Origin of the sequence: Micromonospora sp. LOL_023, from assembly GCF_048060115.1 — a bacterium.
Taxonomy (GTDB): Bacteria; Actinomycetota; Actinomycetes; order Mycobacteriales; family Micromonosporaceae; genus Micromonospora_E.
Map to the genome: position 1 here is coordinate 65,309 of NZ_JBHMIM010000017.1, position 16,322 is coordinate 81,630.

The 16,322-nt window shown below is 70.6% G+C and carries 11 protein-coding genes; 7 read left to right on the forward strand and 4 right to left on the reverse strand.

Annotated elements, in window-relative coordinates; genetic code table 11:
* The first annotated feature begins 163 nt into the window (after positions 1–163).
* A complete protein-coding gene (locus ACFHVL_RS11840) occupies positions 164–1,141 on the forward strand; it encodes a hypothetical protein (protein WP_416627722.1) in 978 nt (325 codons plus the stop codon).
* Between the two features lies 1 nt (position 1,142).
* On the forward strand, positions 1,143–2,231 hold the full coding sequence (locus tag ACFHVL_RS11845; protein WP_416627677.1) for a hypothetical protein: 1,089 nt from the start codon (positions 1,143–1,145) through the stop codon (positions 2,229–2,231).
* Positions 2,232–2,272: 41 nt separating this feature from the next.
* Here ACFHVL_RS11845 and ACFHVL_RS11850 read toward each other — a convergent pair whose 3' ends face one another.
* From ACFHVL_RS11850 to ACFHVL_RS11865, 4 genes are all read right to left on the reverse strand, one after another.
* The gene (locus tag ACFHVL_RS11850) at positions 2,273–3,139 is read right to left on the reverse strand and encodes a menaquinone biosynthetic enzyme MqnA/MqnD family protein (RefSeq protein WP_416627678.1); all 867 of its coding nucleotides are present in this window, start codon (positions 3,137–3,139) and stop codon (positions 2,273–2,275) included.
* Positions 3,140–3,226: 87 nt separating this feature from the next.
* Entirely contained in the window at positions 3,227–4,474 is a 1,248-nt protein-coding gene (locus tag ACFHVL_RS11855) for a BREX system ATP-binding domain-containing protein (protein ID WP_416627679.1), read from the reverse strand.
* Entirely contained in the window at positions 4,471–5,448 is a 978-nt protein-coding gene (locus ACFHVL_RS11860) for a BREX system ATP-binding domain-containing protein (RefSeq protein ID WP_416627680.1), read from the reverse strand. Before ACFHVL_RS11860 ends, ACFHVL_RS11855 begins: the two co-directional genes overlap by 4 nt.
* Positions 5,445–6,302: a hypothetical protein gene (locus ACFHVL_RS11865; protein WP_416627681.1), complete on the reverse strand. Its 858-nt coding sequence runs from the start codon at positions 6,300–6,302 to the stop codon at positions 5,445–5,447. The genes ACFHVL_RS11860 and ACFHVL_RS11865 overlap by 4 nt, the downstream gene beginning before the upstream one ends.
* A gap of 74 nt (positions 6,303–6,376) precedes the next feature.
* On the opposite strand from ACFHVL_RS11865, the gene ACFHVL_RS11870 reads away from it, so the two are divergent.
* From ACFHVL_RS11870 to ACFHVL_RS11890, 5 genes are all read left to right on the forward strand, one after another.
* Positions 6,377–8,797, forward strand: a complete 2,421-nt coding sequence (locus ACFHVL_RS11870; protein ID WP_416627682.1) for a TerB N-terminal domain-containing protein — start codon at positions 6,377–6,379, stop codon at positions 8,795–8,797.
* Positions 8,748–10,103 carry an ATP-binding protein gene (locus ACFHVL_RS11875; protein WP_416627683.1) on the forward strand — a complete coding sequence of 452 codons (1,356 nt, stop codon included), beginning with the start codon at positions 8,748–8,750 and terminating at the stop codon, positions 10,101–10,103. Before ACFHVL_RS11870 ends, ACFHVL_RS11875 begins: the two co-directional genes overlap by 50 nt.
* Positions 10,104–10,149: 46 nt before the next feature.
* Positions 10,150–12,351, forward strand: a complete 2,202-nt coding sequence (locus ACFHVL_RS11880; RefSeq protein WP_416627684.1) for a DEAD/DEAH box helicase — start codon at positions 10,150–10,152, stop codon at positions 12,349–12,351.
* Positions 12,352–12,572: 221 nt separating this feature from the next.
* Positions 12,573–14,648: a HelD family protein gene (locus tag ACFHVL_RS11885; RefSeq protein ID WP_416627685.1), complete on the forward strand. Its 2,076-nt coding sequence runs from the start codon at positions 12,573–12,575 to the stop codon at positions 14,646–14,648.
* 210 nt (positions 14,649–14,858) lie between these two features.
* Complete coding sequence (locus ACFHVL_RS11890; RefSeq protein ID WP_416627686.1) at positions 14,859–16,307, forward strand: MBOAT family O-acyltransferase; 1,449 nt, start codon at positions 14,859–14,861, stop codon at positions 16,305–16,307.
* The last annotated feature ends 15 nt before the right edge of the window (positions 16,308–16,322 follow it).

Below are 16,322 nucleotides of genomic sequence, written 5' to 3' on the forward strand. Positions count from 1 at the left end.
ATCAAATCGGACATATATCTTCAATTTGTCCCGACTCACAGCGAACTCTGAGGCTCGCCGTCCTGGTCGATCAGGGTTGCCGCCGTAAACTGCCCAATGGTTGCGTCCGGCAACCAGGTGCGAGCCGACTCCTCCCCCCGGAGCAGCCCCGATGACTTCACGCGTGGCACCGACCGTCGTACTGGCGGCCCTGGTGGTCGCTGGAGTCCTGGTGGTCCCCACCGCCTCCGCCCGCCTCGTCGGCGAGACGGTGACGAATGACGGCCTGTCGGCCGCCGCACCCGCCACGACCGCGGCGACGGCCGCCGAGTCGCCCGCACCCCCCGCCACTGCGACGTTGCGTGCCGCACCCGTGTCGGTCTCCACCGACGGTTTTCTCTCCTGGGCGCTGCTGGACCGGACCACCGGTGAGATCGACGGCTCGGAGAACATCACCGAGACCAGTTCCACCGAGTCGATGATCAAGATCTGGATCGTCGGGGACTACCTACGCGAAATGGGCGATCAGGGCCCCAGCGCCGCGGAGCAGCAGCAGGCCAGCCTGGCCATCCGGGACAGCGACGACGACGCCGCCAACCGGCTGTACTACGCGGCCGGCGGCGACGTCGTCCTCGACCGGATGATCAGGATGTGCGGGCTGCAGCAGACCCGGGCGGTCATCCCACCCGGCGAGCGCAGCATCTGGTGGAGCTACACGCAGATGTCCGCCCGCGACGCCGTGCTGCTGGGCGAATGCGTCAAGAACGGCACCGCCGCCGGTCCCAGGTGGACCGACTGGCTGCTCAACGAGATGACCCAGGTCCGTGGGACCACCGCCGAGTCGGATCAGCAGCTCCGGTCCGGCGGCGGCCGCTGGGGCATCATCGACGGGCTGCCGCAGAGCATGCGCGACGATCAGGACATCGGCCTGAAGAACGGCTGGACCATGCTCTGGTCCGACATGTCCTGGCATCTCAACTGTCTCGCGGTCAGCGACGACTGGGTGCTCTCCGTCATGACCCGCTATCCCGGCGACTACGGCCTCGATCATGGTGCCGGCCTGTGTCGTGACGTGGCCAGTCAACTGGTGACCCCGCATGCCGGTGCGTCGATCAAACTACCCGCTGGTGACGCCCCGGCCGGCGTCGCGGCCGAAAGCTGACATGCCTGACCAACCCTCGTCGCCACCGACCGGCCACCCCCGGCACGGCCGCACCGGCGCCACCTCGCCGATCCCCGATCAGCGCGTCGGCGAACGATCCGGCTCACTGCCGCTGGCTCCGGAACGTCCGACGTCGACCAGTCAGCCGGGAGCGGTCGCCCGGCACCACGGATCACGCCGGCGGTCACCACTGCTGCTGTCCGGTGCGTTCCTGTTGGTCGCCGCGGCACTCGCCGGGTTGCGCTTCGTTCCGGGCGCACCGCTGGCGCCCGAGACCGACCAGCAGGCCGCCGGACGGCAGGTCATCGCCCCGGCACCGCAACTCGTCGGACCAGCGCGACCCGGCACCGGCCCGACCGCCGACCCGACGCCGACCCTGCCGCCGCTGGCTGTCGCGCCGACCGAGGTGGAGCTCGACATGGACGGCTGGTGGTCGTGGGCGATGTTGGACCAACGCACCGGGAAGATCACCGGATCCGACAACCTCGACGAGACCAGCACCACCGCCTCACTGATCAAGACGTGGATCGCCGCGGACTACCTGCGTCGGGCCGACGAAGCGGGACGGACCCCGAACGAGTACCGGATGCAGCAGCTCGAAATCATGATCCGGGACAGCGACAACTGGGCAGCCGAGGACCTCTGGCAGGAGATCGGACGATCGGCGGCCATCGAGCGGATGATCGACATCTGTGAGCTCACCGACAGCAGCTCCGTCGAGAACCGGTGGAGCCTCACGAGGCTCTCGCCACGCGACATCACCCGGCTCGGTGCCTGCGTCGCCGATGGCCGGGCAGCCGGCGACCGGTGGACCGACTGGCTGCTGGAGCAGATGCGCAGCGTCCGCAGCCCCGGTGATTTCGGCGTTGTCCAGGCGTTTCCCGACGACGAGACCGCCGGTATCGCCATCAAGAACGGCTGGGTGATCCGCGACGACGAGCAGCAGTGGCACGTCAACTGCCTCGCGATCGGCGACGGCTGGACCCTCGGCGTGATGGCCCGCTTTCCGACCAGCCACCCCTACAGCTACGGTGCCGACATGTGCCGGGGCGTCGCCCAGCAGCTACGCGACGCCGCAGCCCGCGCCTGACGGCCGGCCCGCGCGCGCAACCATCCGGCCCGCCCGCGCGCTCAGGGCAGGAAGAACTCCGGGCCGCCGGCCGGCAGGGCCGGGGCCTCGCCGAGACGGGCCGCGCGGGCGGCGAATTCCCGCAACCCCGCCACCTGCCGGTCACCGAGGGAAAAGTCCAACGCCCGGAAGTACGACGCCAGCGTGGCCGCGTCGAACGGCTCCCACCGGGCCGCCGACTGCGCCACCTCGTCGAGCTCGGCGAGGCAGAGGTCACGGGAGCGCAGGAACGCCTGATGGACCTCCTTGACCTGGCCCGGATGGGCGGCGGCGAAGTCCCGCCGGACCGCCCAGACGGCGAACACCATCGGCAGCCCGGTCCAGTCCCGCCAGGCCTGCCCCAGGTCGGTGACCGTCAGCCCTCGGCCCGGTGCCTCGTGACGGGCCCGTAGCGCGACGTCGCCGATCAGCACGGCGGCGTCGGCCTCCAGCAGCATCTGGGTGACGTCCGGCGGGCAGGTGAAGTACTCCGGGGTCGCGGCGTACCGCTCGGCGAGCAGCATCCGGGCCAGCAGCACCCCGGTCCGCGAGGTGGAGCCGAGCGCCACCGGACGACCCGACAACTCGGCTAGTGGCCGGGTGGCGACGACGTTCACCGACAGCACCGGCCCGTCGCTGCCGACCGCGATGTCCGGCAACAACAGGAAATCGTCGGCGTGCCGCAGATACTCGACCAGCGAGATCGGGCCGATGTCCAGATCACCGGCGACCAGCGCGGCACCGAGCTGCTCCGGCGAGTCCTTGTGCAGGTCGACGTCGAGCAGCGCGCCGGAGCGCATCAGCCCCCAGTAGATGGGCAGGCAGTTCAGGAACTGGATGTGGCCGACCCGTGGCCGGCGCAGCTCGCCGGCCTCGCCCCCGTCACTCATGATCCCTACCGTAACGGGCGGTCCGCCGCCACGCGCAGCGCTGGCACCGGCGAGTGGCGAACCACGCACCCTGCCCTGCCCGACAGTTCACTCGCCTTCTTCACGCTCCAGGTCCGGGTCCTCCCGGTAGTCGCTCGGCACGTCGACCGCCTCGATCTGTGGCCGGTACCCGGGGTAGAGCCGGACCATGTCCCACTCGTTGATCCAGGCCCGCACGTACTGCCTCATCCGGGTGGCCCCCAGCCGCTCCAGGCCCGTCACGTCCGGCGGCTGCCAGTTGAACGCCCGTCCGTGCAACTCCCGCAGCCGGTCGTACGCCTGTTTGAGTTCGACGTCGTCCGGCGGGGCGAGCAGGTGGGTCTCCCGTTCGATGATCCGCATTCCCAACTCGGCTGCGGCGGCCAGCTCGGTCGCTTCCGGGGTGCCCTTGGCCTGTAGCTTCGCCGGCACCACGACCCGGTCGTTTCGTCCGGTGACGACCGCCGCCTCGAAATCGTCGGTCATCGCGAACACCGCGGTGAGCGCCACGCCGCGCCCACCATGCTCGCCCCGCATCCACCGGGCCAGCTCCGCGTAGGACTTCGCCCGTTGCAGCAGCGAGTACCGCCCGATGAGTTCGACCTCGTCGAAGAGCACCAGCCAGCCGGTCGAGCCGGCGGCGGCGAGTAGCCGGGCGGCGAATCGCATCCGCTGACGGGCCAGCTCCGGCGCGGCCACCGGCGGAAGGACAGCCCGCTGCTCGCCGATGTCCCGCAGCCGTTTCCGCAGCTCCGCAACAGCGATCGGATCGCCTGACCAGAACCGTAGGATCGTTTCCGCGTAGGCGGCGTCACGGTCGCGGACCTGCGCGAACAGCGCCAGCGTCGCGGGAAACCGTTCGTTGAGCTCGGCACCGCTCGACGTCGTCCACCGCAGCAGCTCGGCGAAGGCTCGGCCGTCAAGATCCAGCGCGGCCGCCGCCTCGATGATCGCCGGCCGCACCTGACCGGCCCGCACCGCAGACTCCGCAGCGGCCCGGAACACCTTGGCCGGGTCGTGTAGCGGCGTCTCCTTGCTGATCACCACCCGGCTGACCGTCCAGCCCGCCTCGAGCGCAAGCCGGTTCAGATGCTCCAGAAGATGGCTCTTACCTGCCCCGAACCCACCCCCGAGCAGCAGGCCACCGGCACCACCATCGGCAGCGTTGCCGCACATCGCCTGGAAGCGGTCCTCGATCGCCGTCTGTCCGCTGCCCAGCGATGCCACCGCGTCGCGGCTGGGCACGCCCGCCCGCAGCGCCTCGATCGCCCGGCGGGCCACCAGAGTCGGGTCCATGCTGCGGATTCCACTGGTCACGCTGCCTCCATCTGATGGTCGTCGATCCGCACCAACGCCGCGTACGGATTGGCCCGCTGCCGGTCCCGGACCTCGTCGGCGACCCGCAGTTGCAGGGCGGTGTACGCCGGCAGGCCACGCGCCTCGTCGTTGACCAGGGCCGGCGGCAGTTGGACCGCCACGAACAGACCTTCGAGCTCGTCGGTCGCGTCGATCAGTTGACGCACCAACTCGTACGCGTCGAGCGTCGCCGCCTTCGAGTAGTAGAAGCCGTCGCGCAGGCCGACCGGCGGTCGACGCACCACCGCGAGGCGGTCGAGGTCCAGGTGCAGCACCAACCCGGACCGCCCGGCGATGCGCAGCCAGCGAGTCAGCGACAGCAGTAGCGGCCGGGCGTTGTACCGGTTCACCTTGGCGTGCAGCCCCACTCGGCGCAGGTCGGCAGCGGGCAGCCGTTCGCCGCACAGCCAGCCGATGACGGTCTCCCGCTCGGTGGCGCTGACGTCACCGCGTCCCAGACGTTCCTGACACAGCCGCAGCATCGCCACCCGGAACTCGTGACTCAGCTCGGTGTCACGCAGCACGATCTGCTCGAGGGCCCGGCGGACGCTGCGGTACAGCTCGGCGGCGTCGACCTGGTGATGTCGGGCGACTGCGGCAAGGTCGATCGCCGGGTGCTCGTCCGGCACCGGGAAGGCCGCGCGCTCCAACGCGGAGCGCACCACCGCCGAGGCCAGTCCGGCCCAGTCCAACTGGCGGGCGACCGCGGTGAACACCTGGTCGATCAGGTGTACGCGGGTGGTCGCGGCGTCCACCGCCACCCGGTCGAACCCCTGGCCCAACGCGGCGAACCCGGCGGCCAGCCGGTCCCGCACCTCGTCGTCGCCGACGCACAGCAGTTTGATCGCCGCCCCGCCGTGCCCGACGTACCCGGTCAGATACTCCCGATCGACGAATTCGAGATACGTCGCAACGTCGATCGCTCCGCTGCTCACTGCTGCTCCTGCGCTGCCGGGTCCGGGGCGAACGACACTCCCCAGTACCGCTGCTGCTGACCGCTACGAGCGACCGTGACCAGTGTTCCGGAGCCCTTGGTGCCGGTGCTCGCCGCCCACCGCAGCACCCGAGGGCTGCGCGCGGACCGGGTCAGGCCGCTCTGATCCAGCAGGTAGAGGTCCCGGGCGAACTCCTGCTTGGAGTACTGGGCACGCTGGCCGGGCAGCATCGTCAGCACCGACCAGATATCGACCAGCCGGACCACCGCGTCGGCGCGCTTGTCAGCGCCAGAGGTCAACAGTTCGTACGCCGAGCGCAGACTGTCGAGGAACGCCTCGGCCTTGAATCGGGGACCCCGCTCCTGTGCCCTGGCGAGTACGGAGACGAGCACAGACGGCCGCAGCCGCCGGTCCCGCACCTTGTCGATCTCGATCGCGGTATCGCTCGGCAGGACCCGCAGCAACGACGGGTAGCAGAGCAACTGGTCGTCGTCTTCCACAATGACCAGACCACGCGCCTCCGCCTCCGCCAACAGCTCTTTGACGTAGCCACCCGAGGTGAGGTATTCGTGTTCATCGAAGTGGAAGCCATCGGCGACGGCAGTGGTGTTCTCGGCGAGCCCGGCGGCGGCGCTACGCGCGGCCGACAGCGCCTTGCGAAGATCCCGGACCTGGCCGGTGCGCGCGGCACCCAGCGCTCTTTTCAACTCCCGCGCGGTGGTGGTCGCACTGCGGAGTGCGGCCTCGACCTCGCGTTCCGCTTCGCCGAGCGCCGCTTCCAGCGTCCCGGGAGCTTCCGCGCCAGCCGGCGTCACCACATCGTTGTTCGATTCGTCGACAGCTACTTGTGACAATTTGCTGGACCCTTGTCTCGGAGCGTACCGGTCGCCTCCCGCCGTGACACCGCCCGGTGGATAGAGTCGGGACTGTGGCAAGCAGAACCGAACTCGCAGCTGGACGGTGGTCCCCGCCGGGGGAGCCGGTTGCGGTCGGCGGCCATGTTATCCCCGGCGGTTTGATCTACGTCGGACGACACCTTGGTTCCGCCGCTGGCGTCGAGCCCGCATTGATCAACCCGGACCTGCCGGCCGCGGCCTCGGCCCGCTCAGCCGCCGACCCCGGCTCCGGCCCGGCGCTGGCCTACCACCTGCTCGCACCCGCCACCCGCGCCGAATACCTGGCCTGGTTGGCAGGCGGCCGGCACACGGACGTCGCCGCGGCGCTGATCCAACTGTTCTGTTTCGGGTTGGAGCGCCGGGTGCTCGTCGACGCCGACGAGCACCCCTCGGCGGTACGCCGCGAGTTGCCGGCGATCACTGCCGAGGTGCGCAGGCTGCGCGGCCGGTACGGCGCTGGCGGGCCGGCCCTGCGCGGGACGCTAGACGGTCTGCTCCAGCTGCTGGAACTTCTGACGACAGTGCCCGCCGCCGGTGAGCTACCGCCCGCGTCCCGGCCGGCGGTGGCCGGCCGCGACCCCGATGGTCACGGCAGCACCACGATGGCGGTACGGGTGGCGCTGGCCCGTTTCGCGGCCGAGGCCACCCCGGTCCCCGCAGACTGGGCACTCGCCTGGGTCAGGCACCACCCGTCGCTACCGAAGCGCAGCGCGCAACTCACCTGCTCGACGGAGTTCGACCGGCTGTTCGCCCTGCGGTACCGCGACCAGCATGGGCCCGGCATCGTCGCGCCGAACGACCTGCCCGGAGTCCGACTGCGGTATCAACCGGCCAACCCTGGGCTCGCCACGACCCTGGTCTGCCGGGAGGACCTGCCCGACGTACTGGCGGAACCGCGCACCACCCGGGCGCTCGGCGCCCTGGTCGACAGCGTGGCCGCCGATCTCGATCCGTACCGGCGGTGGTTGGCCAGATTCCCCCAGGGCCGTGGCTCGCTCGCCGCCGCGACGCTGCTGCCGCCCGCGCTCGTCGACGCCGGCCACGGTCGGCTCGGTGCACTGCGGGTGTGGGGCGAGCGGCAGCTCGATGGCGGTCCGCGGGTAATCGTCGACGCCGCCGAGTTCTGGACCTTCTGGTCGACGGCGGCACCGGACCGGATGGCACGCGACGAGGCGGCCGCCCTGCTCGCGGTGCTGGGGCTGCTCGGTTTCGGTGTGGAGCCGGACGTCCGTTTCGGCGCGCCCGCCCTGAGGCCGGGGCCGGCAATGCTGTTCCGGCTGGGCCGGCCGATGTCCGATCGCCCGAGCGCACGCTTTCCCGCAGCGGCGGCGGTGGCCCGTTGCGCGGCCGCGGTTGTCTCGGCCACCGGGCCGATCGACCCGCGCAGCGCCCCTGCGGCAGCGACGCTGGCCACGGTCGGCGACCTCGCGGCCGTGCTGCGGCTGGACCCTGGCGAGGACCAACGGTTGGCAGCCCGGCTGGGCTGGCACCTCGCCACCGGTGTCGATGTCGACCGGCTGGGCCGGCAGACAGCCCGGTTGACGATGGCCGAGCGGGAGATCGCCGGCCGGTACCTGGTCCTGGTGGCGGTGGCGGCGGATCCTGTGGTCGGGCCGGGCGTCGTCGCCGCGCTGACCCGGATCTACCGGATCCTCGACCTGGATCCGGATCTGGTCTTCCGTCGGCTGCACGAACGCAGCGTCGGCGGCGCACCCGGCTTCGTCATCGCGGCCCAGGCCGCCACGGCGCAGCTCACCGCCGCCCCGGTGACCGCTGCGGCTGGTTCGACACCAGCGGGACCTTCGTCGCCGACCGGCGATGCCGGCCCGGCGGCGGTTCGCCGATGCGATGAGCCGGACGGGCCCGTCGTCGTACAGGCCGCCGAGGCCGTCCCCAGCGGGTACGCGCTCCCCTGGGCTTCGTCCGGCCCGCCACCGGCGAGTCCGGTGACGGCGACAGCACCGGGCGGCCGGGCGCGGCCAGCCGGGGGCGTACCGCTCGACCGGGCTGCGGTGCAGCGCAAGATCGCGGAAAGCAGCAGGGTCTCGACCCTGCTCACCGCGATCTTCGACGCCGGGCCTGCTGCCGGCCAAGACTCCGGGCCTGCTGCCGGCCAAGACGCCGGGCCGGCCCCGGTCGACCGGGGCTCCGCAGCTCCACCCGAGGTCGAAGCAGTGCCGATCCCCGGTCTCGACCCGGCGCACAGCGCGCTGATGCGCGCGCTCGCCGACCGACCGCACTGGACACGGGAGGAGTTCACGTCACTCGCGGTGGCGCACCGGGTGTTGCCGGACGGCGCGCTCGACGTGTTGAACGAGGCTGCGATCGACGCCGTCGGCGCGCCCATCATCGACGGTGACGCTCCGCTCCTGGTGGACAACGACGTACTCCTAGACTGGCTGGATGACCTACCTGAGCACACCGGGCCAGACCAGCCGGATCAGGCAGCGTGAACGGGACGCGATCGTCGCATCGTTGCGGGCAGGCATGGTTCCGCGATCCGGCCAGCAGCACATCCAGGTCGGACGGGCCGAGGAGATCGCGGCTACCGTCCGGGACATCGACCGGATCGCCGACGGCGGCGCCGGTTGCCGATTCGTCATCGGCGAGTACGGCTCGGGAAAGACCTTCTTCCTCCATCTGGTCCGCTCGGTCGCCCTGGAGAAACGGCTCGTCACCGTCCATGCCGATCTGTCCCCGGACCGACGGTTGCACGCCGCCTCCGGGCAGGCCCGCAGCCTCTACGCGGAGTTGATGCGAAACCTCGCCACCCGGGCGCGGCCCGAGGGTGGGGCGCTGGCCAGCCTCGTTGAACGTTTCGTGACCGGCGCGCTCAACGAGGCCAACGCGACCGGCGACGACCCGGCCGCCACGATCAAGCTTCGGCTGGCAGCGCTGGCCGAACTGACCGGGGGATACGACTTCGCCACCGTGATCGGCGCCTACTGGCGCGGCTACGACAACGGCGACGAGCGGCTCCGGGCCGACGCGGTGCGCTGGCTACGGGGCGAGTTCACCAGCCGGGTCGATGCCCGGTCCGCGCTCGGTGTCCGGACCATCGTCGACGACTCGACCTTCTACGACCATCTCAAGTTGATGGCACGTTTCGTGCGGCTGGCCGGCTTCGACGGGCTGTTGGTCTGCCTGGACGAGATGGTCAACCTGTACAAGATCACCGGTTCGGCGGCCCGCAACGCCAACTACGAGCAGGTGCTGCGGATGGTCAACGACACCACCCAGGGCAACGCCGAGCACCTCGGATTCCTGTTCGGTGGTACGCCGGAGTTCCTTCTCGATCCACGGCGTGGGCTGTTCTCGTACCCGGCGCTCGCCTCCCGCCTGGCGCCGAACAGGTTCGCCGGCCGCGATCTGGTGGACCATTCCGGCCCGGTCCTGCGCCTGGGCAATCTCACCCCGGAGGACGTCTTCGTCCTGCTGACCAAGCTCCGGCACGTGTACGCGGCCGGAGACCCGACGCGGTACCTCGTGCCCGACGAAGCGCTCACCGCGTACATGGCGCACTGCGCGCAACGGATCGGGGATGCGTACTTCCGCACCCCCCGCGAGACCATCCGCGGCTTTCTCGACCTGCTCGCGCTGCTCGAACAGCATCCGGAGCTTTCCTGGTCCGCCATGCTGGACAACGTCGACATCGGCCCGGCCGTCGGTGCCGGCACCGCAGGTACGCCGACCGACCCGTCGCCGGGTGCCCAGCCTGCCCCCGTCGATGATGACGAACTCGCTTCCTTCCGCCTCTGACCTGCCTGCTCCGCCGCCCTCGGCGGGACCGTCGCAGGCCTTCGCGATGTATCACCCGACGGTCCAGCGATGGATCTACCACCGTGGCTGGGACCGGCTCCGCGACGCGCAGGAGCGAGCCGCTGAGCTGATCATCAGCGGGGAGCACGACGTGATCATCGCCTCGGCGACCGCGAGCGGCAAGACCGAGGCCGCGCTGCTGCCCATCTGTTCCGTCCTGGCCCGTCAGCAGGAGGTCGGTGCCGGTAGCGGAGTCGCGGCACTCTACGTCAGCCCACTGAAGGCACTGATCAACGATCAGTTCGACCGGATCAGCGATCTCGCCGAGCAGTTGGACCTGCGGGTGCACCGCTGGCACGGCGACGCCCCGGCGGCCGGCAAGTCCCGGGTCCTCCGCGCGCCGGCGGGGCTGGTACTGATCACCCCGGAGTCGCTGGAGGCGTTGTTCGTCCGGCACGCCGACCGGGTCCGGCGGATCTTTAGTGGACTGCGCTACGTGGTGGTCGACGAGCTGCATTCCTTTCTCGGTACCGAGCGGGGTGCTCAGCTGCAGGCCCTGTTGCACCGGATCGAACTGGCTGGTCGACGCCGGGTGCCCAGAATCGCGCTCTCCGCGACGCTCGGTGACTTCGCCGCGGCGGCGGACTTCGTTCGCCCAGGTGCGGGTCACCAGGTCGCGGTGGTGACCTCCAGCGAGCCCGGCGGCGAGATCCGGCTCCAGGTCCGGGGCTACCTCACCCCGGCCGCCCCGACACCACCGGATCAGGAGCCCGCCGACCGGAGCGCGATCGCCGACCACCTGTTCCGCACCCTGCGCGCGAGCGACAACCTGGTCTTCGCGAACTCCCGCGCCGCTGTCGAGGTCTACGCCGACATGCTCGCCCGGCGCGCCGTGCGCGCCGCCGCGCAGGCCAGCTTCCTCGCCCATCACGGCAGCCTGTCCAAGGAGGTCCGGGAGCACGTCGAGGAGCGGTTGAAGGACCCGGCCTGCCCGGTGACGGCCATCTGCACCTCGACCCTCGAACTCGGCATCGACGTCGGCTCGGTGGACTCGGTGGCCCAGATCGGCGCCCCGCCGACGGTCACGGGCCTGCGCCAGCGACTGGGCCGGTCCGGACGACGGCCGGGGCGGCCAGCTGTGCTGCGCGTCTACGTCGCCGAGCCGGAACTCACCGCCGGCATCAGCCCGACCGACGCCCTGCGGCCCGAACTGTTCCAATGCGTCGCGATGATCACCCTGCTCATGTCGGCCTGGTACGAACCCCCGAGCGCCGGCGGGCTGCACCTGTCGACGCTCGTCCAACAGATCTTGTCCGTTGCCGCGCAGCACGGCGGCGTGACGGCTGCCCGGCTGTTCGAGATGTTGTGCCAGGACGGCCCGTTCCGCCGCGTCGACCGGAGCACCTTCGTGCGTCTGCTGCGCGACCTCGGTCGGCACGATCTGGTCGCGCAGCACACCGACGGGCTGCTGCTGCCGGGTGACGCGGGCGAACGGCTCCTGAGCCACTACAGCTTCTACGCCTCGTTCCGCACCTCGATGGACTATCGGCTGGTCGCGGATGGCTACACCCTCGGCTCGCTGCCCGTGGACCGCCCGATCCTGCCCGGGGCGTCGCTCATCTTCAGCGGTGCACGCTGGCGGGTACTCGCCGTGGACACGACGCAGCGAGTGATCGAGTTGACCGCCGCCGAAGCGGGCCGGCCGCCGGTCTTCCCCGGCACCGGCGGTGAGATCGCCGACGAGGTACGGCGCGCGATGCGTCAGTTGTACCGGTCGAGCGAGGTGCCCCGCTATCTCGATACGGCAGCGGGGACCCTGCTGGCCGAGGGGCGGGCCGCCTTCCACGCGTCCGGACACGCCACCCACCGGATCTTCAGCTGGGGCACGGAGACTGTCCTGTTTCCGTGGCGCGGGGACCGGATCATGAACACCCTCGCCGTGGCTCTCGCCACCCACGGCCTGGAAGTAGGGCAGGACGGCCTTGCCATCACCGTCGGCAACTGCGCCCCCGCCGAGCTTCTCGCCCTGGTCAAGATGCTCGCCACCGGCCCACGGCCGGATCCGGTGGCGCTGGCCAGCACGGTCCGCAACAAGATGCACGAGAAGTACGACCGGTACCTCGGTGCGGAGTTGCAGAACGTCGCGTACGCCGCCCGGGCGCTCGATGTGCCGGGTGCCTGGGCGTGCCTCGCCGAACTCGCCGAGTTGCCTACCTCGCCGACAACCGCACGACCCCGGCTGAGCTGAGGTCGATCCGCTCCACCGCTCATTTGTCACCCGCGACGATGAATCGCAGACCAGCACGGGTGGCGACGCGAAAATGGGTGGTGGAGCCGCCGGATCGGCGCGTATCGTCACTGCCCGCTTGACGGCCAGGGTGAGCAGGCACCGCTGACGGACGTCACCGCGCCGACGCCCGACGGGCGGATCGGACACGCGAGCGACCAGCGTTCCCGTAGGGAGTAGGCGTGCCCCCGACCGACCTCGACACCGAGCTGATCACCGAACGCGCACACCTGGTCGCATCCCGCGCCGCGTTGCACCGGATGCGCCAGCGGGCCGAGTCGCTCTTCGCCGCCGGGGACCGGGTGGCCGGTGACGCGTACACCGCCGAGACACTCGGCCGGCACCTGGCCCGGCGGGTCGCCGAGCTGGCTGACGACCCCGACACGCCGCTGTTCTTCGGCCGACTCGACTTCACCAGCACCAGCACCAGCACGAACGCGAGCGCGAGCACCGGCACCGGTGATGCCTCCGACGACGCTGGCGGGCGTTACCACATCGGTCGGCGGCACGTCAGCGACGACGCCGGCGAGCCGATGGTGCTCGACTGGCGGGCTCCGATCAGTCGTACCTTCTACCAGGCCAGCGCCCGCGATCCGCAACAGGTACGGGTACGCCGACGGTTCGGCTACGCCGGCGGTGAGCTGACCAGCTTCGAAGACGAACACCTCGACCGGGGCGAGGAGCTCGGCGCCACCAGTCGGATCCTCACCACCGAGATCGAGCGACCCCGGGTCGGGCCGATGCGCGACATCGTCGCCACCATCCAACCCGAGCAGGACGAACTGGTCCGCGCCGAGCTGGGCGCCTCGATCTGCGTTCAGGGTGCCCCCGGCACCGGCAAGACCGCTGTCGGCCTGCATCGAGCCGCATACCTGTTGTACGCGCACCGCGAGCGGCTGCGACGGGCCGGCGTGCTGATCGTCGGGCCGAACCGCGCGTTCCTCGCGTACATCGCGAACGTGCTGCCGGCCCTCGGCGAGGTCGAGGTGGCCCAGTGCACGCTGGCGGAGCTGATCGACGCGGTGCCGGTGCGCGCCGAGGACGACCCGGCGACTGCGATGATCAAGCACGGTCCCGCGATGGCGCAGATGCTGCGCCGCGCCGTGGCGGCGTACCTCGGCGTGCCGGACGAGCCGATCACGGTGCCGGACGGCTCCTACCGCTGGCGGATCGGCACCGAGGCCCTGCACCGGATCGTGCGCACGGTCCGTGAGGAGAACCCGCCGTACCGGGTCGGCCGGGAACGGGTGCTGGCCCGGGTGGTCGCACTGCTGCAACGCCAGGCCGAGACCCGCCGCGCCGAGTCGCCGGACGACGCCTGGCTGCGGCGGATGGCCCGGGTGGCCCCGGTCCGCGCCTTCATGGACCGGGTCTGGCCGGCGCTCACCGCGCCCGAGGTGGTTTCCGCGCTGCTGACCGACCCGCAGCGGCTGGCGGCGGCGGCCGACGGGCTGCTCGACGAGTCGGAGCAGGCGGCACTGCTGCGCCCGGCGGCCCGATCGTTGCGCGCCGTACGGTGGACCGAGGCCGATCTGGTGCTGATCGACGAGGTCGCCGGGCTGCTGGACCGGCCGGCCGGCTTCGGCCACGTCGTCATCGACGAGGCGCAGGACCTGTCCGCCATGCAGTGCCGGGCGATCGCCCGGCGCAGCGAACACGGCTCGATCACCCTGCTCGGTGACCTGGCCCAGAGCACCGCACCGTGGGCGGCCACCGACTGGCGCGCGACGCTGACCCACCTCGGCCGGCCGGACACGCCGGTGGTGCCGCTGACGGTCGGCTTCCGGGTCCCGGCGGTGGTGGTGGAGTTGGCCAACCGGCTACTGCCGCACCTCGGTGTTGACGTGCCGCCGGCCGTATCGCTGCGCCGCGACGGGTCACTCACCTTGCGTAGCGTCGAGGATCTGGTGGGTGCCACGGTGGCCGAGGTACGTGCGGCGCTGGAGCACGACGGCTCGGTCGGGGTGATCGCCGCCGGGGCGGCCGTGGTCGGGCTGGGCGACGCACTGACCGCAGCTGGCATCGCCGTCGCCGAGGGTGCCCGTGACAGCGGCGACGGCGGCGTCCGGGTCACGGTGGTCGCCGCGACCGAGGTGAAGGGCCTTGAGTACGACCACGTGGTGGTGGTCGAGCCGGCCCACGTCGTCGCCGCCGAACCACGCGGGCTGCACCGGCTGTACGTCGTGTTGACCCGGGCGGTGTCCCGGCTGACGGTGCTGCACACCGAACCGTTGCCGGCCGCCCTCACCGAGGACTGAACTGACCCACCGCCCACCGACTGTCCGACGACTGACCGACCCCTCAGTCGCCTTCCGCAACCACGTTGTCACGCCTCGTCTCTGCCGCCAAGCAGATGCCCAGCGACCACAAGTGGTCGCTACCATGACGCGGTTTGTGCCGAACACTTTCGACCCTGGATCCGCCCTGCACCGCGCTGACCGCCCCCCAACTCACCTGGAAGCCTGAGAATGGCCTTCTCGTCGCCCACCTTCCTGTTTCTGTTCCTACCGCTGACCCTGCTCGGCTACCTGGCGGCACCTGTCCGGTTACGCAACATCTGGCTGCTGCTGGCAAGCATGCTCTTCTACTTCTGGGGCGCAGGCGGCGAAATCGGCGTCCTGCTCTACGTGGGGCTGATCAGCTTCTTCGGTGCTTTCATCGGGTGGCGGGCCGGGCGACGAGCGCAGGCGGCTCAGGAAGCAGGAACCCGGCCCGCCATGCCACGAGCGGCGATCGTGTCCCTGATCGCGCTGCTGCTCGTACCGCTCTTCCTCTTCAAATACCTGCCGCCGCTCGCCGACTTCGCCGATTCGATCGGCTGGAGCGATCAGTTCGGCATCGGGCCGGTCACCTGGGCGCTACCGCTGGGCATCTCGTTCTTCACGTTCCACGCCATCTCCTATGTCGTCGATACCGCCCGGGGTGCCATCCCCGCCGAACGGTCAATACGCGACTACCTGCTCTACCTCTTTCTCTTCCCGCACCAGATCGCCGGTCCGATCGTCCGGTACGCGGAAATCGTCGAGGAGTTGAAGAGCCGCCGGGACGTCCGACTGGAGATGGCGGCGTACGGGATCACCCGCTTCGCCTGGGGGCTGGCCAAGAAGGTGTGCATCGCCGACTCCGCCGGCCTCGTCGCGGATGCCGCCTTCGGCGTCACCGGCGGCGACATGTCCGCGCCCACCGCCTGGCTGGCCGCCATCGCCTACACGGTGCAAATCTACTTCGACTTCAGCGGCTACTCCGACATGGCGATCGGCCTGGCCATGCTGTTCGGATTCAAGTTCCCGGAGAACTTCCGGGCACCGTACACGGCGCTGGGACCGGCGGACTTCTGGCGGCGTTGGCACATGACGCTCTCCCGCTGGTTCCGGGACTACGTCTACATCCCGCTCGGCGGCAGCCGGCACGGAATCCGGCGCGAGTACGCCGCCCTGCTGATCACCTTCATGCTGACCTCGCTGTGGCACGGCGCGACCTGGCCGTTCCTGCTCTGGGGCGGCCTGCACAGCCTCGGCCTACTCGTCGAGCGGATCACCGGAGTCCGCGACAGCGATCGCCTGCTCTGGCTGCGGCGGGCGGTGACGGCGATGTTCATCATCGTCGTCTGGGTGCCGTTCCGGTCCGAGACGCTGACCCAGACGGGGTACATCTGGAACGCGATGGTGGCCGGCGGGCTGGCCGCACCGCCGCCGATGGTGTTGATCACGCTCACGCCGTTGACCGTCGCCGCGCTCGTGCTGGGCGTGGCCGCGTTCTTCGCCCCCCGTACCACCACCGGGTTCCAGCTCGTCCACGGCCAGTTTCAGGGCTTCCGGATGCGGGTGGCCACGGTCTCCGCGCCAGTGTTGCTCGCCGTCGCCGTCGTGGGTGCCCTCTGGCTCGACTTCAGCCCGTTCCTCTACTTCCAGTTCTGACCGCTCCTTCCAGCT

Coding starts and splice junctions, on each gene's coding strand:
- ACFHVL_RS11845 (WP_416627677.1), top strand. CDS start 1,143: ATGCCTGACCAACCCTCGTCGCCACCGACCGGCCACCCCCGGCACGGC.
- ACFHVL_RS11875 (WP_416627683.1), top strand. CDS start 8,748: ATGACCTACCTGAGCACACCGGGCCAGACCAGCCGGATCAGGCAGCGT.
- ACFHVL_RS11850 (WP_416627678.1), bottom strand. CDS start 3,139: ATGAGTGACGGGGGCGAGGCCGGCGAGCTGCGCCGGCCACGGGTCGGC.
- ACFHVL_RS11890 (WP_416627686.1), top strand. CDS start 14,859: ATGGCCTTCTCGTCGCCCACCTTCCTGTTTCTGTTCCTACCGCTGACC.
- ACFHVL_RS11880 (WP_416627684.1), top strand. CDS start 10,150: ATGTATCACCCGACGGTCCAGCGATGGATCTACCACCGTGGCTGGGAC.